Source organism: Streptomyces sp. SCA2-17 (genome assembly GCF_044336695.1).
Genome location: NZ_CP117521.1, coordinates 5,334,892 through 5,352,286 on the forward strand (window position 1 = coordinate 5,334,892; position 17,395 = coordinate 5,352,286).

Below are 17,395 nucleotides of genomic sequence, written 5' to 3' on the forward strand. Positions count from 1 at the left end.
GGCGGTGCCGTACCGGCGTACCCCGCGCGTCCCGGCGATCCCTCAGGCGGAGCCGGACGCCGCGCCGGCCAGGTCCGTGGAGAGGGCCGCGGCCACTTCCTTCAGGAGGGGGACGATGCGTTCCGTCGCCGCGTCCGTGACCCGGCCCGCGGGGCCGGAGATGGAGATGGCCGCCACCGTGGGAGAGTCCGGCACCGGCACCGCCAGGCACCGCACCCCGATCTCCTGCTCGTTGTCGTCCACCGCATAGCCGTGCTCGCGCACGCCCCCCAGCGCCTCCAGGAAGTCCTCGGGCGTGGTGATGGTCTTCTCGGTCGCGGCCGGCATCCCCGTACGGGCGAGGATCGACCGCACCTCGTCGTCGGGGCTCTGCGCGAGCAGCGCCTTGCCCACGCCCGTGGTGTGCGGCAGCACCCGCCGCCCCACCTCGGTGAACATCCGCACGGAGTGCCGCGACGGCACCTGGGCGACGTAGACGACCTCGTCGCCGTCGAGCAGCGCCATGTTCGCCGTCTCGCCGGTTTCTTCGACCAGCCGCGCCAGATGCGGCCGGGCCCACGTGCCCAGCAGCCGGGAAGCGCTCTCGCCGAGGCGGATCAGCCGCGGCCCGAGCGCGTACCGCCGGTTGGGCTGCTGCCGGACGTACCCGCAGGCGACGAGCGTCCGCATGAGCCGGTGGATCGTCGGCAGCGGCAGCCCGCTGCTCGTGGCCAGCTCGCTCAGCCCGACCTCGCCGCCCGCGTCGGCCATCCGCTCCAGCAGGTCGAAGGCGCGCTCCAGGGACTGGACGCCTCCACTGGGAGAGGGGGTGCGGGGCTCGGCGGACGGGGGCACGGCAGGTCCTTTCGGGTACGGGGTGGGAGCAGCCTACCGGGCTCCCACCGCGCCGCCCCGCCGCCGGAGGTCTTGACGGGTGAGGGGGGGCGACAGAAGACTGCCCCCAGCCCGTTCAACAGAACGTTGAATTTTTCCGGGAGGGGCCGTGTCCGGCATGTCCACGGGAACGCAGGTCCTGCGCTCGACGCGCGTCGTCACCCCGGCAGGCACTCGCCCGGCCTCCGTCACCGTCACCGGCGGCACGATCACGGCGGTAGGCCCGTACGGGGCGGTCCCGCCGCCGGGCGCGGCCGTGACGGACCTGGGCGACGACGCCCTGCTCCCGGGCCTCGTGGACACCCACGTGCACGTGAACGACCCCGGCCGCACAGAGTGGGAAGGCTTCCGCACGGCGACGCGCGCCGCCGCGGCCGGCGGCATCACCACGCTCCTCGACATGCCGCTCAACAGCATCCCGCCCACCACCACCGCCGCCCACCTTCGGGTGAAGCAGGACGTGGCCCGCCCCGCCGCCCACGTCGACGTCGGCTTCTGGGGTGGCGCCCTGCCCTCGAACACGGCGGACCTGCGCCCCCTGCACGACGCGGGCGTCTTCGGCTTCAAGGCGTTCCTGTCGCCGTCGGGCGTCGACGAGTTCCCCGCGCTCGCCCCGGGCGACCTGGAGGCCGCCGCGGCCCGCATCGCCGAACTGGACGGCCTGCTGATCGTGCACGCCGAGGATCCCGCCCGCCTGGAGCGCGCCCCGCAGCGCGGCGGCCCCCGCTACGCCGACTTCCTCGCGTCCCGTCCCCGCGCCGCCGAGAACGAGGCCGTGGACCGGCTCATAGCCGTCTCGCGGCGCCTGGGCACCCGCGTGCACGTCCTGCACCTGTCGTCCTCGGACGCCCTCCCCGCGATCGCCGCCGCGAAGGCGGAAGGCCTGCCCGTCACCGCGGAGACCTGCCCGCACTTCCTGACGCTGACCGCCGAGGAAGTCCCGGACGGGGCCACCGAGTTCAAGTGCTGCCCGCCGATCCGGGAGGCCGCCAACCAGGACGCCCTGTGGGCGGCCCTGGCCGACGGCACCCTCGACTGCGTCGTCTCCGACCACTCGCCCTGCACCACCGACCTCAAGGTCCCCGACTTCGGCGCCGCCTGGGGCGGCATCTCGTCCCTCCAGCTCGGCCTCCCGGCGGTCTGGACCGAGGCGCGCCGCCGGGGCCACACCCTCGCCGACGTCGCCCGCTGGATGTCCGCCGGCCCCGCCGCCCTCGCGGGCCTGCACCGCAAGGGCGCCGTCGAGCCGGGCCGCGACGCCGACTTCACCGTCCTCGACCCCGAGGCGGCCTTCACCGTCGACCCGGCCGCCCTCCACCACCGCAACCACGTCACCGCCTACGCGGGCCGCACCCTCCACGGAGTCGTACGGTCCACCTGGCTGCGCGGCCGCAGGATCGCCCACGACGGCGCCCTCGCCGAGCCGCCCGCCGGGCTCCTCCTGGAAAGGCAGCGCAGCACATGACCAGCACCCCGGGCGGCGACAGCCCCGGCCCCATACCCCCTTTCACGTCTCTCCCGTCCATACAGTCCATACCGTCCTTCACCGGCGGCGCCGCACCGTACGCGGGCGGCGATCCGTATGCCGACTACCGCGCCGCAAACCTCCCCTTCGCGGGCCTTCCCGACCTCGCCGACCGCCGCCTCGGCGGCAGCGTCGTCGCCGCCAACGACGAGTTCTTCGCCGACCGCGAGAATCTCCTCACTCCCGCCCCCGCGCACTTCGACCCCCGCCTCTTCGGGTACAAGGGCAAGGTCATGGACGGCTGGGAGACGCGCCGCAGGCGCGGCGCCGACGCCGCTCACCCGCATCCGGCCGGCGACGACCACGACTGGGCCCTGATCCGCCTCGGCACCCCGGGCGTGATCCGCGGGATCGTGGTCGACACCGCCCACTTCCGCGGCAACCACCCGCAGTCCGTGGCCGTCGAGGCCGCCTGCGTACCGGGCACGCCCTCCCCGGAGGAACTGCTCGCCGACGGGGTGAAGTGGACGGTCCTCGTGCCGCGCACCCCCGTCGGCGGCCACGCGGCCAACGGCTTCGCCGTGCACGCCGAGGAGCGCTTCACCCACCTGAGGCTGTGCCAGTACCCGGACGGGGGCATCGCCCGGCTGCGGGTGCACGGCGAGGCGCGCCCCGACCCGGCCTGGCTCGCCGCCCTCGGCACCTTCGACCTCGCCGCGCTGGAGAACGGCGGCCGCCCCGAGGACGCCTCGGACCGCTTCTTCTCGCCCCCGCTCAACAGCGTCCTGCCGGGGCGCTCGCAGAAGATGGACGACGGCTGGGAGACGCGCCGCCGCCGCGACGACGGGCACGACTGGGTCCGCTACCGCCTCACCGGGCAGGCCGTCCTGCGCGCCCTGGAGATCGACACCGGCTGCTACAAGGGCAACGCCGCGGGCTGGGCCGAGGTGTCCGTCCTGGACGCCGCGGCCACGGGCGCCGACCCGGCCGGCGCCGCCGCCGGCTGGACGGTGGTCCTGCCCCGCACCCGCCTCCAGCCCGACACCGTGCACCGGTTCCCCCTGGCGGGCGCCCCGGTGGCCACGCACGTGCGCGTCGACATCTACCCGGACGGCGGCGTGGCCCGGCTGCGCGTGCACGGCACACTGACGGAGGCGGGGGCGAGGAGCCTGGAGGCGGGCAGCCCGGCGTGAGCGGCCCGGACGCGCGTCCTGAAGACGTGCGGAGCCTCAGAGGAGAAGACGTGCGGAGCCTCAGCGGAGCGGGCGGCTCATGAACAGCGCGGTCTCGCCCTCCGACACCGTCCCCCGGTAGAGGGACGTGTCCAGGCCGCACAGCGCGAACCCCATGCGGCGGTAGGCGCGTACGGCCGGTGCGTTGACGTTCGTGACCTCCAGCCAGGCGGTACGGGCGCCGAGCTCCCGGCCGTGGGCCAGACCGCGCTCCATGAGGGCCGTACCGATGCCGCGGCCGCGGTGCCCGGGCGCCACCCGGAGGTCGGCGATCACCAGCCGGTCGTTCCAGGCCGAGTGGGTGAGGCGGATGGCACCGCACAGGGCGTCCCCGGCGCGGGCGACGATGACGTGGGCGTCCTCGGCACCGTCCTCGTCCTCCTCCTCGTCCGGGTACACCTTGCGCAGGGGCGGGTCGACGGGCGTCTCGCGGAGCCGGAACCCCTCGTCGGACGCCGCCACTTCGAGGACGGTCGCGGTCGTGAAGGAGTTGTCGATCGCCTCGGCCTCGGCATGCTCACCGGGGAGCGCGGGGCGGTACACGACGGCGGTGGAAGGCGCGGATCCGGGCATGCTTTCAACCTACATCGAGCGCGTCCCAGAACATCAGCTCGTAGGCCTGGAGCAGCCGTCCGTAGCGGTGGGCCGACGGCTCGGACAGCCGGCCGCTGTCCAGGCCGGCCGCCACGGCCGCCACGGCCCGCTCCTCCAGCTCGGGCGCGGGCCCCGCGAAGAAGTCGAAGAACCCGCACGCGGGGTTGTCGAAGCCGTAGTGCTCGCGCAGGGCCGCGCCGACCGCGGCGCAGTAGCCGCCCCACGCCGCGAAGTTGGCGGTCAGGGCGACGACGACGTCGACGGGCTCCGCGCCGAGCGCGAGCCACGCCGCGTACGAGGGGTAGGCCTGGCAGCCGGGGCGGGGCTCGTGGCCGCGGATCTCCTCCTCACCGAGCCCGCACGCGGCCGCCAGCGGCCCGAGCAGGGTCAGGGCCAGGTCCTCGCCCTGGGCGAGGGACTCGAAGAAGCCCGCCGAGGCCGGGTCGGAGGCTGCCGCGCGCCCGGCGAGGTGCGCGAAGCTGCGGCGGTCGCTCGTGATGACCTGGTGCTGCTCCAGCGCGAACGCGGCGAACACCTCGCGCGGGGCCTCGCCGGCGGCGATCCGCGGGACGAGCCGGTTGGCGCCCTCGGCGGGCGCGAGGCCGCGCACCGCGTCCGCCAGTACCTCCTGGGCCGTACGGGTCATCGCTCCGCCTTCCCGGCCCGGGACGGGCCGCCCTGTGCCGCCTCCCGGGATCGTAGCGCCGGGGACCGCCTGAACCGGGAAATCAGCCGCCTGCGAGGAAGAAGAGGAGGAACAGGAAGGCCGCGAAGAAGTGGACGGCCACGAGGTAGATGACGACCCGGACGGTCATCCCCATGGGGGCCCGGTCCTCTTCGTCCATACGCTTCGCGGTGCCTGCGGATGTGTCGTTCGCGGTGCGGTGCACGGCGTCGTTCACGGCGTTCCCCTCCGGGTGGGTGCGGCGCCTCCGAGGCACAGCTCGGTCGCGCCGCTCTGCAGCAGCGTGTGCATGAACAGCAGGTCGGCACCGCCGCGCGACGCGGCGGCGATGCGGTGCGGGGTGAGCGAGTCGAAGTGGGCGGCGTCGCCGGGGTCCAGGACGTGCGTGCTCCCGCCCAGCGTGAGCCGCAGCCGCCCGCCCGTGACGTACAGCCACTCCTCGCCCGGGTGGACGCGGACCAGCTCGGCCTGGCCGCCGGCCTCCGGCGGCACGTGCAGCCGCAGGGCCTGCATGGCGCGGCCCGAGCCGCCGGCCCGCCAGTACGTCCAGCCGCCGGCGAGCTGCGGCTCCATGTGGCTCGCGCGCACGATGGGGTCGCGCTCCGGCGCCGCCTCGCCCAGCAGGTCGGATACCGTCGTTCCGTACGTGCGGGCCAGGGCGAGCAGCATCGGCAGCGACGGCGTCCGCCGGCCGGTTTCCAGCCGGGACAGGTGGGCGGGGGACAGGCCGACGCGGGCGGCGGCGGCCTCCAGGGTCAGCCCGCTGCGCGTGCGCAGGTCGCGCAGGCGCGGGGCCACCGTGGGGAGGTCGGCCGCGGGCTCGTCGGGCAGCGGTGTCATGCTTCCGGTATAGGTCTCCTCCTGCCCTATAGGCAAAAGTTTTGCCTATGAGGCAAAGGCTGCCGGCTGAAGCAAAGATTCCGCCTGGCTGGAACACGCCCCCGGTTAACAGCGGGAAAACAGTCAGGATTGTCATTGACATGACATCAGCTACGCGCGTCATGCTGGCCTCATGAAGGCAACCCCCCATCGCACGGCGCGCACTTCGCGCTTCGCCCGCACGGCCGTCCTCGCCGCGCTGACCTCGGCCCTGCTCGCCGGCGGCACGGCCGTCGCCGCGCCCCTCACCGCCCAGGCGACGCCTGTCGCCGCCACTGCCCATGCCCCGGCCGTCATGAAGGCCGCCGGCAGCATCTGCAAGTCCGGCCTGCCCTCCCAGGCCGACGACACCCTGCGCCTGATCGACGGGGGTGGCCCGTTCCCGTACCCGAAGGACGGCACCGTCTTCTCCAACCGCGAGGGCGTCCTGCCCAAGCAGTCCTCGGGCTACTACCACGAGTACACGGTCATAACCCCCGGCTCGCCCGACCGCGGCGCCCGCCGCATCGTCGCCGGCCGGGGCGACCACGAGGACTACTACACCGGCGACCACTACGCGACGTTCAACCTGATCGACTTCACCTGCTGATCAGTCGTCACCCAAGCGCCATCCGGGCGGATTCCGCCCGCGAAGCGTCTCCTCACGCTCGGAAACGAGTTGATCCGGTCACCGGGCAGCCGACCGACGCGTGAGGAGACCGGCCCTTGTCCAGACCCCGGCCCTTGCCGAGACCCCGGCCCACGGGGTGCCGGGCCCGCCTCGGTGCCGCCGCCCTCGCCGCCGCGGCCACCGCCTGCCTCGCCCTCGGCTGCGCCCCGGAGCGACCACCCGCACCGCTCGCCGCACCTGCCGCACCTGGCGCCCCCGACCTCGGACCGGGGGTTCACGTCTTCGACCCGTCGATGCCCCGGCAGCGCATCCAGCGCACGCTGGACGAGGTCTTCCGGCGCCAGGAGAGCGACCAGTTCGGCCCCGGCCGCGAGGCCCTGCTCTTCAAGCCGGGCACCTACGACGCCGACGTCAACGTCGGCTTCTACACCCAGGTCGCGGGCCTGGGCCTGCACCCCGACGACGTGACCATCCGGGGCGCGGTGCACGCCGAGGCCGACTGGCTGCACGGCAATGCCACGCAGAACTTCTGGCGCGCGGCCGAGAACCTCTCCGTGACCCCCGCCTCGGGCGCCGACCGCTGGGCCGTCTCCCAGGCCGCCCCGTACCGCCGCATGCACCTGCGCGGCGACCTCCGCCTGGATGACGGCGGCTGGTCCAGCGGCGGCTTCATCGCCGACTCCCTGATCGAGGGAAAGGTGCTCTCCGGAACGCAGCAGCAGTGGCTCACGCGGGACAGCGAGCTCGGCGGCGGCTGGTCGGGCGCCACCTGGAACATGGTGTTCACCGGCGTCCGCAACGCTCCGCCGACGACCTTCCCCGACCCGCCCCGCACGAGCATCGACCACACTCCCGTAGTCCGCGAGAAGCCCTTCCTGTACGTCGACCGGTCGGGTGCCTACCGCGTCTTCGTCCCCGCCCTCCGCAGGGCCGCGCGGGGCGTCACGTGGTCCGGCAAGGCCGCGCCGCCCGGCGGCTCCCGCCCGCTCAGCCGCTTCTTCGTCGTCCGGCCAGGCACCACCGCCGCCCGCGTCAACGAGGCGCTCGCGGCCGGCAAGGACCTGCTGATCACGCCCGGGGTGCACCACCTGGACCGGGCGCTGCGCGTCACCCGCCCCGGCACCGTCGTCCTCGGCCTGGGGCTCGCGACGCTCGTTCCCGACCGCGGCACCGCCGCCCTGACCGTGGCCGACGTCGACGGCGTCCGCATCGCGGGCCTGCTCGCCGACGCGGGCCCGAAGGCCTCGCCCGTGCTGATGGAGATCGGCCCGCCCGGCGCCCGGCGGCGCCATGCCGCCGACCCCGTCTCGCTGCACGACGTCCACTTCCGCGTGGGCGGCGCGGGCCCCGCGCGGGCCGTCAGGAGCCTCGTGGTGCACAGCTCGGACGTCATCGGCGACGACCTGTGGCTGTGGCGGGCCGACCACGGAAGCGGCGTCGGATGGGCCGTCAACCCCGCGGCCCAGGGGCTGGTCGTCGACGGCCGGGACGTCACCATGTACGGGCTCTTCGTCGAGCACTACCAGCGGGAGCAGGTCCTCTGGAACGGCGACGGCGGCCGTACGTACTTCTTCCAGAACGAGCTGCCGTACGACCCGCCAGGCCGCGCCGCCTGGAGCGAGGGCGGCGGCGCGGGCAGGCCCGCCTACCGGGTCGCCCCGTCCGTGACCCGGCACGAGGCCTGGGGCCTGGGCAGCTACTGCCACTTCACCTCCGCGACCGGCCTCGCGACCGACCACGCCTTCGAGGCGCCGCGCCGGCCCGGCGTGCGGCTCCACAGCATGGTCGCGGTCTCGCTGGCCGGCGACTGCGCCTACCGGCACGTCGCCGGCAGCAGCGGGGGCCCGGCCGACGCCGGGACCCGGGTCGCCACGCTCGGCTCGTGGCCGTGAGTGACGACGTGAGCGACGACGTGGGAGACGGTTCGTGAGCGACTGGTCGTGAGGGGCGGCCGGGGCACCTTTTCCGAACTGCTGTCCGGAAATCGCCCTTGAGTCGATCACTCTCCGTCAACCATCATGATCTTCCCGGAGCGAGGGGGAGCGCCATGGCAGTGACCGGAGCAGAGACAGTCGTCGATCTTGCGGCAATGGGGGAGGAGTTCGCCCGCCATCCGCACCGCGTCTACGCCGGACTGCGCGCGAAGGGCCCGGTGCACCGGGTGCGCATGCCCGAGGGCGCCGACGCCTGGCTCGTCGTCGGCTACGACGAGGTGCGCGCCGCCCTCAACGACCCCCGGCTGACGAAGGACTGGGCGAACGCCGCCTCCGACATCAGCCTGATCCGGGCCTCCGCCGGGCCGAACATGCTGGTTCAGGACCCACCGGACCACACCAGGCTGCGCAGGCTCGTCGCCAAGGGGTTCACCCCGCGGCGCGTCGAGGCGATGGCGCCCCGCGTGCAGCAGATGACGGACGAGCTGCTCGACGCCATGCTCGCGGCGCCCGGCCGCCGCGCCGATCTGGTGGAGGCCCTCTCCTTCCCGCTGCCCATGGGCGTCATCTGCGACCTGCTCGGCGTGCCGACCCTGGACCGCGCGGCCTTCCGCCACTGGTCGAACGTCAGCATCGGTGCGGGCCCGGCCGAGGAGAAGATGGTCGTCGCCCGCGAGGTCACCGCCTACCTGAACGAGCTCATCGCCGCCAAGCGCAAGCAGCCCGGTGACGATCTGATGAGCGACCTGATCAGTACGGCGGACGAGGACGGCGACCGGCTCTCGCCCGCGGAGCTCCTCGGCACGGCGTGGCTGCTCCTGGTCGCCGGCCACGAGACCACGGTCAACCTGATCTCGAACGGCGTGCTCGCCCTCCTCCAGCACCCGGACCAGCTGGCCGCCCTGCGCGCCGACCCCGGCCTGCTGGACAACGCCGTCGAGGAGATGCTGCGCTACGACGGGCCGCTGGAGACCCCCACGTACCGCTTCACCACCGAGCCGCTGGAGATCGGCGGCACGTCCATACCCGGCGGGGGAGAGCTCGTGCTGCCCGTGCTCGCCGACGCCGACCGCGATCCGGCCCGCTTCCCGGACGCCGGGCGGTTCGACGTCCGGCGCGACGCCCGCGGCCACGTGGCCTTCGGGCACGGCATCCACTACTGCCTCGGGGCGCCGCTGGCCCGCCTGGAGGCCCGGATCGCCGTCCGCTCGCTGCTGGAGCGCTGCCCGGAGCTCGCCCTGGACGTGCACCCGGACGCTCTCACCTGGCGCGAGGGGCTCCTCATCAGGGGCCCGCACCGGCTGCCGGTCCGCTTCTAGCCGGTCCGTTTCCCCGGTCCGCTTCCAGCCGGTCCGCTTCTGAGCGGACCGGGTCCTCAGCGGATCGGACCGGCCGCCTTCGGCCGCCTTACGCGTTCACTCCGGCCGCGGGTGTCCCAGCTCGTCGCGGGCGTGTTCGAGCTCGGCCCGGGCGCGCTCCCTGGTGCCGGTGCTCGCGCCCGTCTGGTGCCGCAGGAAGGACTCGACGAAGCCCGCGCGCCGGGCGGGCGGGTAGCGCCGCTCGGTGAGGAACGGCAGGTCGTTGCCGACCATGCTGCGGGCGACGAGCAGCGGGACATCGCAGTGCAGCGGGCGGAAGCCGGGGTTGTGCAGCCCCGGGCCCGGGTGCCCGGGGTAGAACTCCCCGAGCATCAGCCCGTCGGCCACGAACTCCGGCTTGAGGCGGTCGTGGACGCGGACGACGGTCGCCGCGGCCACCCCCGGCAGGACGAGCACGATGGTCTTGTCGGTGGTGTGCTGGCCGCTGACCGGCTCCATGGCCAGCCAGTGCGCCTTGAGCGCGGCGGCGGCGGCCACGAGCCCGTCCTCGTCGTGCACGGGCGGGTCGGCGAGGGCGAAGCGGAGCAGCCCGAGCCGCTGCGCGAGCGGGACGAACGGGCAGACCGCGCCGCGGCGGCCGAGGTCGGGGTGCGGCCGGGCGACGTGCCCGGTGATCCAGCCGGCGACGGGCCGGAGCAGCTCGTGGACAGCGGCCTCCTGCTGGTCGTACAGCCGTATGCGGGTGAGGAGTCCGGATGGCGCGTTTCCGTGGTTCATGCGGGGTTCCCCCTGGGTCACAGAGCCTTGTGACCGGAAAAACCGACCGGACCGCGCATGTGGTTGAGGGATATGGGCGGAATACCTTTATTGCGGCGTTACCGGACGGTCATCGGGACCAGAACGCCTACGCCGTCAGCGCCGAGCCGAACTCCACCAGCAGGAGGGCGGAGGCCGCCAGCAGCAGGGCGCCGGAGCCGCCGAGCAGCATCCGGTAGCCGCGGGTGCCGATCCGGTGCCGGGCCCGGGAGACCACGAGCGCGAGCGCGGCCTTGCTGCCGACCAGCAGCCCGTAGAAGCCGAAGAGGAAGCCTCCCGCGCCGGGCGGGCCGTTGCGCCAGGCGGCCACGAGCAGGGGCGCCCCCGTCGTCAGCCAGAACACCCACGGGTGCGGGCTGAGCAGGTTGACCAGCACGCCCTGCCACAGCGTCCGCCGGCCCTGGAGCCGGGCCTCCGCGTCGTCGCGGGCCTCGGGCACCTCGGCCGTCCGGGCCTCGCGCAGCGTCGTGACCGCCAGCCGGGCGAGGAAGAGCCCGCCCACCACACCGCCCGCCGCGATCGCCCGCTCGGGCAGCACGGCGAGCACGGTCACGGCCAGCACGATTACGGGCAGGTCGGTGAGCAGCGGCACGGCCGCCACCCGCAGCCCGACGGCGAGCCCCCCGCGCAGGGTCCCGGACAGCACCAGCGCGAGCAGCGGTCCCGGGCTGATCCCCGCGCTGAAGCCGAGCGCCACCCCCAGTGCCAGCTCTTCCACGGCGCCGCCCCACTTCCTCACTCGCCCGCACGACGACGGGGCACGGGTGAAATAAGTGACAGTGCGATATCAGTACTGTCGTCTGTATTGCGCAAGGACGCATGCGAGGGGCGCGGGGTTGACGGCACGGTCACTCGTATCGGTCATGCCGGATACGTACCGTTGCATGTCCGGACAACCTGACCTACGAACTTCCCGTCATCCGGCCCCGGGGCTAGGCTCCCTGCGTGGCGAACCATCCGGCCCTCCAGTTCAGCCTGGACCGCAGCAGTCCCGTCCCCCTCTACTACCAGCTGTCCCAGCAGCTCGAAGCGGCGATCGAGCAGGGCGGGCTCGCCCCCGGCAGCCTCCTCGGCAACGAGATCGACCTCGCCGCGCGGCTCGGCCTGTCCCGGCCCACCGTCCGGCAGGCCATCCAGTCGCTGGTGGACAAGGGCCTGCTCGTCCGCCGCCGCGGCGTCGGTACCCAGGTCCTGCGCAGCCAGGTCAGGCGCCCCCTGGAGCTCAGCAGCCTCTACGACGACCTCGAAGCGGCCGGCCAGCACCCCGCCACCCAGGTGCTGCGCCACGAGACCGAGCCCGCCACGGCCCGTGTCGCCGCCGCTCTCGGCGTGCCCGAGGGCAGCGAGGTGCTCCTCGTCGAGCGGCTGCGCCTCGCGCACGGCGAGCCCATGGCCCACCTGTGCAACCACCTCCCCGTCGGCCTCCTCGACGCCGGCCCCGCGCGACTGGAGGAGACCGGCCTCTACCGGCTCATCCGCGCCGCGGGCATCACGCTGCACAGCGCCCGCCAGACCGTCGGCGCCCGTGCCGCGACCCCCGAGGAGGGCGCCCGGCTGGCCGAGCCCGAAGGCGCGCCGCTGCTGACGATGGAGCGGACGACGTACGACGACACGGGGCGCGCCGTCGAGTTCGGCTCGCACGTCTACCGGGCGTCGCGCTACTCCTTCGAGTTCCAGCTGCTGGTCCGCCCGTAGGGGAAGGCGTACGACGGGCCGGGCGAGCACGTACGTCAGTTCCGTACGTCAGACCGTACTCAGACCGTACGTCCGCCCGCACGTCAGTCTGTACGTCAGGCCGTCAGAATGTTCGGACAAAGCCTTGACGCGGTGCGGCGCCCGCCACTAGAACTCCACCCACATGCAGCAGCCCTCGGCGGAACCCGGAAGCCCCCGCGGTCAGCGGTGACGGATGGTGACGGATACTTGGGCGGTTGGGCCCGCGAAACGGCCCGGCCGCACCGTGACAGACAGTGAGAAGGGCAACTCCTCGTGGCAAGGGTTCGGACAGGCGTACGTGCGGTGAGCGCCGTGCTGGCAGCGGTGCTCGGCGCCACCTTGGCGGGATGCAGCGCTACGGGCGGCAAGCGCGCGGAGGAGCGGGCCGCCAGGGCCGCCCAGGGCCGCGCCGCGGTCGACACGCCGCGCTGGACCTTCGCGATGGTCACCCACTCGGGCGATGGTGACAACTTCTGGGACATCGTCCAGAAGGGCGCCAAGCAGGCGGCCGTCAAGGACAACATCAACTTCCTCTACGCCCACGACGCCGAAGGCAACAAGCAGGCGCAGAGCGTGCAGGCCATGATCGACCAGAAGGTCGACGGCCTGATCGTCACACTCGCCAAGCCCGACGCCATGAAGGACGTCGTGGCCAAGGCCGAGAAGGCCGGGATTCCGGTGATCACCGTGAACTCGGGCTCCGACAAGTCCAAGGAGTTCGGCGCCCTCACCCACATCGGCCAGGACGAGGTCATCGCCGGCGAGGCCGTCGGCGAGCAGCTCAACGAGCGCGGCAGGAAGAAGGCCGTCTGCGTCCTGCACGAGCAGGGCAACGTCGGCCACGAGCAGCGCTGCGAAGGCGTGAAGAAGTCCTTCAAGGGCGAGGTGCAGAACCTCTACGTCGAGGGCACCAACATGCCGAACGTGCAGTCCTCCATCGAGGCCAAGCTCCAGTCCGACAGGGACATCGACACCGTCGTCACGCTCGGTGCCCCCTTCGCGCCCACCGCGGTCAAGGCCGCCGAGCAGGCCGGCAGCAAGGCCGAGGTCGACACCTTCGACCTCAACGCCCAGGTCGCCGAGGCCCTGCAGAGCGGCAAGCTCGGCTTCGCCGTCGACCAGGACCCGTACCTCCAGGGCTACGAGGCCGTCGACCTGCTGTGGCTCTACCGCTACAACCGCGACATGCTCGGCGGCGGCCGCCCGGTCCTGACCGGCCCGCAGATCGTCACCAAGGACGACGCCAAGCAGCTCGCCGAGTACGCCAAGCGGGGCACGCGATGAGCGCCCCCGCAACGGCCCCCGTCCAGGACCCCTCCGACGAGCGCCTGGTGCACCGCTCGTACCTGCGCCGCCTCCTCGGCCGCCCCGAGCTGGGTGCGGTCGTCGGCGCCGCCGCGGTCTTCCTCTTCTTCGCCTTCGTGGCCGACAGCTTCCTCCAGGCCTCCAGCCTGTCGACGGTGCTCTACGCGTCCTCCACGATCGGCATCATGGCGGTGCCCGTGGCGCTGCTGATGATCGGCGGCGAGTTCGACCTGTCGGCCGGCGTGATGGTCACCACCTCGGCGCTGATCTCGTCCATGTTCAGCTACCAGATGACGGCGAACGTCTGGGTGGGCGTCGGGGTCTCGCTCCTGGCCACCCTGGCGGTCGGCTTCTTCAACGGCTTCGTCTTCACCCGGACCAAGCTCCCCAGCTTCATCATCACGCTCGCCACGTTCCTGATGCTCACCGGGCTCAACCTCGGCTTCACCAAGCTCATCAGCGGCACCGTCTCCACCAAGACGATCGGCGACATGGAGGGCTTCGAGTCGGCCCGGGCGGTCTTCGCCTCCCACTTCACCATCGGCGGCGTGGACGTCCAGGTCACCATCCTGTGGTGGCTCGGGCTCGTGGCCGTGGCGACCTGGGTCCTGCTGCGCACCCGCGTCGGCAACTGGATCTTCGCGGTCGGCGGCGGCGCGGACGCGGCCCGCGCCGTCGGCGTCCCCGTCCGGCGCACCAAGATCGGCCTCTACATGGCCGTGGCGTTCTGCGCCTGGATCTCGGGCCAGCACCTGCTGATGTCGTACGACGTGGTGCAGTCCGGCGAGGGCGTCGGCAACGAGCTCCTCTACATCATCGCGGCCGTCATCGGCGGCTGCCTGATGACCGGCGGCTACGGATCGGCCATCGGCTCCGCGGTCGGCGCGTTCATCTTCGGCATGGCCAGCAAGGGCATCGTCTACGCGCAGTGGAACCCGGACTGGTTCAAGTTCTTCCTGGGCGCGATGCTGCTGCTCGCCACGCTGCTCAACGCCTGGGTCCGTAAGCGGGCGGAGGCCAGCAAGTGAGCGCGAGTGCAGAGGCCGGGCGGGGAGCCGGGCAGGAAGACGCCCGGGAATCCGGTCAGGAAGCCGGCCGGGGATCCGGTCAGGAGGCTGCCGCCCTGGTCCGGCTGACCGACGTCAGCAAGTTCTACGGGAACATCCGCGCCCTCGAAGGGGTCTCCCTGGAGGTCCACGCGGGCGAGATCACCTGCGTGCTGGGCGACAACGGCGCCGGCAAGTCCACCCTCATCAAGATCATCGCCGGGCTGCACCAGCACGACGCCGGCAGCTTCGAGATCGAGGGCGAGGAGACGAAGCTGGCCTCCCCGCGCGAGGCCCTCGACCGCGGCATCGCCACGGTCTACCAGGACCTCGCGGTCGTCCCCCTCATGCCGGTCTGGCGGAACTTCTTCCTCGGCTCCGAGCCGACGAAGGGCGTGGGCCCCTTCAAGCGGCTCGACGTCGAGCGGATGCGCGAGACCACGCGCAGCGAGCTGCTGCGCATGGGCATCGACCTGCGCGACGTCGACCAGCCCATCGGCACGCTCTCCGGCGGCGAGCGGCAGTGCGTCGCCATCGCCCGGGCCGTCCACTTCGGCGCGAAGGTGCTGGTGCTGGACGAGCCGACCGCGGCGCTCGGCGTCAAGCAGTCCGGCGTCGTCCTGAAGTACGTGGCGGCCGCGCGCGACGCCGGCCTGGGCGTGGTTTTGATCACCCACAATCCGCACCACGCGTATCTGGTCGGTGACCGCTTCGTGCTGCTCAAGCGGGGCGCGATGGCCGGCAGCCACGCCAAGTCGGAGATCGCCCTGGACGAGCTCACCCGCCAGATGGCGGGCGGCAGCGAGCTCGACCAGCTCAGCCACGAGCTGGAGCGGGCCCCCACGCCGGACGTGATCGGCGGCAAGCACGTCGGCTCCGGCGGGGAGTGACGCGGCTCTCACCGGGCGGGCCCGCGAGGTGCGGGCCCGCCTCCGGCGATGCGGTACGGAACGCTTCCTTGAGGCACAATCGGCCACGACCGTATCCACGAGGCAGACACCTCCCGAGACCACCGCAGGGACGACGACTCTTGCGAGCACGCAGCCGGAGCGACCGTAGAACCGCCCAGCTCCACGCCGTGGCGGTGGTGTCATGAGCATGTACCGCGAGCTCCACCGGGGCGCCGCGAGAGCCACCGTGCTGCGCACCGTCGGCACGCGCGAGCGCCGCTCGCACCTGACCGCCCCGCGCGTCCCCACCGTCGGCATCGACATCGGCGGCACCAAGGTGATGGCGGGCGTCGTGGACGCCGACGGCACCATCCTGGAGAAGGTCCGCACCGAGACGCCGGACAAGTCCAAGAGCCCCAAGGTCGTCGAGGACACCATCGTCGAGCTCGTCCTCGACCTCTCCGACCGGCACGACGTGCACGCCGTGGGCATCGGCGCGGCCGGCTGGGTCGACGCCGACCGCAACCGTGTCCTGTTCGCCCCGCACCTGTCCTGGCGCAACGAGCCGCTGCGCGACCGCCTCGCGGGCCGCCTCGCCGTCCCCGTCATGGTCGACAACGACGCCAACACCGCCGCCTGGGCGGAGTGGCGGTTCGGCGCCGGCCGCGGCGAGGACCACCTCGTGATGATCACCCTCGGTACGGGCATCGGCGGCGCGATCCTGGAGGACGGGCAGGTCAAGCGCGGCAAGTTCGGCGTCGCCGGCGAGTTCGGCCACATGCAGGTCGTGCCCGGCGGGCACCGCTGCCCGTGCGGCAACCGCGGCTGCTGGGAGCAGTACAGCTCCGGCAACGCCCTCGTGCGCGAGGCCCGCGAGCTGGCCGCCGCCGAGTCCCCCGTCGCGTACGGGATCATCGACCGCGTCGGCGGCAACGTCCACGAGATCACCGGCCCCCTCATCACCGAGCTGGCCCGCTCCGGCGACGCCATGTGCGTCGAGCTGCTCCAGGACATCGGCCAGTGGCTCGGCGTCGGCATCGCCAACCTCGCCGCCGCCCTCGACCCCTCCTGCTTCGTCATCGGCGGCGGCGTCAGCGCCGCCGACGACCTGCTGATCGCCCCCGCCCGGGACGCCTTCCGCCGCCACCTCACCGGCCGCGGCTACCGCCCCGAGGCCCGCATCGTCAAGGCCCAGCTCGGCCCCGAGGCCGGCATGGTCGGCGCCGCCGACCTGGCCCGGCTCGTCGCCCGCCGCTTCCGCCGCGCCAACCGGCGCCGCGTCGAGCGCTACGAACGCTACGCGAAGGCGGGCCGCGCTTGATGACCACCACCGACCACCGCACCGAGCGCACGGCGCTGCCGCCCGGCCCCCCGCGGACGGGCGGCGGCTTCGGCCGCCGCTGCCTCAAGTCCGTCATCGTCTTCCTGCTCATCGCGATCCCCGCCGGCTACCTCTACATCTCCGCGATGCAGAGCCGCGGCGGCAGTGAGTCCAAGAAGGAACAGGCCGCCGCCTCCGGCCTGGAAGAGGGCTGGCCGACCCGGCTCCAGCGCCGCCTCTACGAAGTGACCGTCCCGCCCTACGCCGAGGACGTCGCCTCCTACGAGACCAACGGCTGGAAGGCGAGCTCGCTCTTCCTGCAATTCACCACCACGCGCGAGAAGTTCGACAAGTGGCTCTCCGACGTCGGCTCCAGCGCCGCCGACCTGGAGGACGGCGACGTCACCATCGACGAGGACGAGGCCGCCGAGGTCGGCTGGAACCTGGGCGAGGGCCACCACTGGGCGGGCACCACCGTCGACCAGGACAAGCCCAAGCCCAACCTGGAGATCACCGCCAACCTCGACGACCCGAAGTACCCCCGGGTCTTCGTGGTGTCCACGACCACGCCCTGACGAGCGTCCCGGGGAGCCGCGGGCGCGGGCGGGATCCGCTCAGCTGACCTCCCGGCCCCTGCCGCGGCGGCGGAGTCCCGCGAGTGTTGGTTCCTCCGGTCGTGGTATGTGAAACGCACGTGTGCGCATGTGGAA

General features: G+C 73.0%; 18 protein-coding genes. 11 read left to right on the forward strand and 7 right to left on the reverse strand.

The genetic code is table 11. The features are described from left to right. Positions 1–42: 42 nt before the first annotated feature. Positions 43–834, reverse strand: a complete 792-nt coding sequence (locus tag PS271_RS24040; RefSeq protein ID WP_398384521.1) for an IclR family transcriptional regulator — start codon at positions 832–834, stop codon at positions 43–45. Between the two features lie 157 nt (positions 835–991). On the opposite strand from PS271_RS24040, the gene allB reads away from it, so the two are divergent. Both allB and alc read left to right on the forward strand, forming a co-directional pair. Next, positions 992–2,338 carry an allantoinase AllB gene (gene allB, locus PS271_RS24045; protein WP_398384522.1) on the forward strand — a complete coding sequence of 449 codons (1,347 nt, stop codon included), beginning with the start codon at positions 992–994 and terminating at the stop codon, positions 2,336–2,338. Continuing rightward, positions 2,335–3,531, forward strand: coding sequence for an allantoicase (gene alc, locus PS271_RS24050; protein ID WP_398384523.1), 1,197 nt, complete (start codon positions 2,335–2,337; stop codon positions 3,529–3,531). The genes allB and alc overlap by 4 nt, the downstream gene beginning before the upstream one ends. Positions 3,532–3,591: 60 nt before the next feature. Here alc and PS271_RS24055 read toward each other — a convergent pair whose 3' ends face one another. From PS271_RS24055 to PS271_RS24070, 4 genes are all read right to left on the reverse strand, one after another. Further along, a complete protein-coding gene (locus PS271_RS24055) occupies positions 3,592–4,143 on the reverse strand; it encodes a GNAT family N-acetyltransferase (RefSeq protein WP_398384525.1) in 552 nt (183 codons plus the stop codon). A gap of 4 nt (positions 4,144–4,147) precedes the next feature. Continuing rightward, on the reverse strand, positions 4,148–4,810 hold the full coding sequence (locus tag PS271_RS24060) for a thiaminase II/PqqC family protein (RefSeq protein WP_398384527.1): 663 nt from the start codon (positions 4,808–4,810) through the stop codon (positions 4,148–4,150). Between the two features lie 82 nt (positions 4,811–4,892). Next, positions 4,893–5,066: a DUF6126 family protein gene (locus PS271_RS24065; RefSeq protein WP_398384528.1), complete on the reverse strand. Its 174-nt coding sequence runs from the start codon at positions 5,064–5,066 to the stop codon at positions 4,893–4,895. Further along, positions 5,063–5,689 (reverse strand): helix-turn-helix domain-containing protein, encoded by a 627-nt coding sequence (locus tag PS271_RS24070; protein ID WP_398384530.1) that lies wholly within the window; start codon positions 5,687–5,689, stop codon positions 5,063–5,065. Before PS271_RS24070 ends, PS271_RS24065 begins: the two co-directional genes overlap by 4 nt. Before the next feature lie 172 nt (positions 5,690–5,861). Here PS271_RS24070 and PS271_RS24075 point away from each other — a divergent pair, with 172 nt between their 5' ends. The 3 genes from PS271_RS24075 to PS271_RS24085 all read left to right on the forward strand — a co-directional run bounded on the left by PS271_RS24075 (position 5,862) and on the right by PS271_RS24085 (position 9,591). Beyond that, on the forward strand, positions 5,862–6,317 hold the full coding sequence (locus PS271_RS24075; RefSeq protein WP_398384531.1) for a guanyl-specific ribonuclease: 456 nt from the start codon (positions 5,862–5,864) through the stop codon (positions 6,315–6,317). A gap of 116 nt (positions 6,318–6,433) precedes the next feature. Further along, on the forward strand, positions 6,434–8,230 hold the full coding sequence (locus PS271_RS24080; protein WP_398384533.1) for a pectate lyase-like domain-containing protein: 1,797 nt from the start codon (positions 6,434–6,436) through the stop codon (positions 8,228–8,230). Positions 8,231–8,385: 155 nt separating this feature from the next. Beyond that, positions 8,386–9,591 (forward strand): cytochrome P450 family protein, encoded by a 1,206-nt coding sequence (locus tag PS271_RS24085; RefSeq protein WP_398384535.1) that lies wholly within the window; start codon positions 8,386–8,388, stop codon positions 9,589–9,591. 96 nt (positions 9,592–9,687) lie between these two features. Here PS271_RS24085 and PS271_RS24090 read toward each other — a convergent pair whose 3' ends face one another. Together PS271_RS24090 and PS271_RS24095 are read right to left on the reverse strand one after the other, a co-directional pair. Continuing rightward, on the reverse strand, positions 9,688–10,368 hold the full coding sequence (locus tag PS271_RS24090) for a DUF6875 domain-containing protein (RefSeq protein ID WP_398384537.1): 681 nt from the start codon (positions 10,366–10,368) through the stop codon (positions 9,688–9,690). Positions 10,369–10,495: 127 nt separating this feature from the next. Then, entirely contained in the window at positions 10,496–11,125 is a 630-nt protein-coding gene (locus PS271_RS24095; protein ID WP_398384538.1) for a LysE family translocator, read from the reverse strand. Positions 11,126–11,382: 257 nt separating this feature from the next. Between PS271_RS24095 and PS271_RS24100 the strand changes: the two genes are divergently transcribed. The 6 genes from PS271_RS24100 (at position 11,383) to PS271_RS24125 (ending at position 17,260) form a co-directional block, all read left to right on the forward strand. Further along, the gene (locus PS271_RS24100) at positions 11,383–12,102 is read left to right on the forward strand and encodes a GntR family transcriptional regulator (protein WP_398387029.1); all 720 of its coding nucleotides are present in this window, start codon (positions 11,383–11,385) and stop codon (positions 12,100–12,102) included. A 294-nt stretch (positions 12,103–12,396) separates the two neighbouring features. Next, positions 12,397–13,407: a sugar ABC transporter substrate-binding protein gene (locus tag PS271_RS24105; protein WP_495656760.1), complete on the forward strand. Its 1,011-nt coding sequence runs from the start codon at positions 12,397–12,399 to the stop codon at positions 13,405–13,407. Beyond that, positions 13,404–14,456, forward strand: coding sequence for an ABC transporter permease (locus tag PS271_RS24110; RefSeq protein ID WP_398384542.1), 1,053 nt, complete (start codon positions 13,404–13,406; stop codon positions 14,454–14,456). Before PS271_RS24105 ends, PS271_RS24110 begins: the two co-directional genes overlap by 4 nt. Positions 14,457–14,551: 95 nt before the next feature. Continuing rightward, positions 14,552–15,364, forward strand: a complete 813-nt coding sequence (locus PS271_RS24115) for an ATP-binding cassette domain-containing protein (RefSeq protein WP_398387031.1) — start codon at positions 14,552–14,554, stop codon at positions 15,362–15,364. A gap of 202 nt (positions 15,365–15,566) precedes the next feature. Next, on the forward strand, positions 15,567–16,685 hold the full coding sequence (locus tag PS271_RS24120) for an ROK family glucokinase (RefSeq protein WP_120755709.1): 1,119 nt from the start codon (positions 15,567–15,569) through the stop codon (positions 16,683–16,685). After that, entirely contained in the window at positions 16,685–17,260 is a 576-nt protein-coding gene (locus PS271_RS24125; protein WP_398384544.1) for a hypothetical protein, read from the forward strand. The genes PS271_RS24120 and PS271_RS24125 overlap by 1 nt, the downstream gene beginning before the upstream one ends. Positions 17,261–17,395 lie beyond the last annotated feature (135 nt).

Coding starts and splice junctions, on each gene's coding strand:
- PS271_RS24120 (WP_120755709.1), top strand. CDS start 15,567: ATGAGCATGTACCGCGAGCTCCACCGGGGCGCCGCGAGAGCCACCGTG.
- PS271_RS24070 (WP_398384530.1), bottom strand. CDS start 5,689: ATGACACCGCTGCCCGACGAGCCCGCGGCCGACCTCCCCACGGTGGCC.
- PS271_RS24090 (WP_398384537.1), bottom strand. CDS start 10,368: ATGAACCACGGAAACGCGCCATCCGGACTCCTCACCCGCATACGGCTG.
- allB (WP_398384522.1), top strand. CDS start 992: ATGTCCACGGGAACGCAGGTCCTGCGCTCGACGCGCGTCGTCACCCCG.
- PS271_RS24060 (WP_398384527.1), bottom strand. CDS start 4,810: ATGACCCGTACGGCCCAGGAGGTACTGGCGGACGCGGTGCGCGGCCTC.
- PS271_RS24055 (WP_398384525.1), bottom strand. CDS start 4,143: ATGCCCGGATCCGCGCCTTCCACCGCCGTCGTGTACCGCCCCGCGCTC.
- PS271_RS24085 (WP_398384535.1), top strand. CDS start 8,386: ATGGCAGTGACCGGAGCAGAGACAGTCGTCGATCTTGCGGCAATGGGG.
- PS271_RS24110 (WP_398384542.1), top strand. CDS start 13,404: ATGAGCGCCCCCGCAACGGCCCCCGTCCAGGACCCCTCCGACGAGCGC.
- PS271_RS24075 (WP_398384531.1), top strand. CDS start 5,862: ATGAAGGCAACCCCCCATCGCACGGCGCGCACTTCGCGCTTCGCCCGC.
- alc (WP_398384523.1), top strand. CDS start 2,335: ATGACCAGCACCCCGGGCGGCGACAGCCCCGGCCCCATACCCCCTTTC.
- PS271_RS24125 (WP_398384544.1), top strand. CDS start 16,685: ATGACCACCACCGACCACCGCACCGAGCGCACGGCGCTGCCGCCCGGC.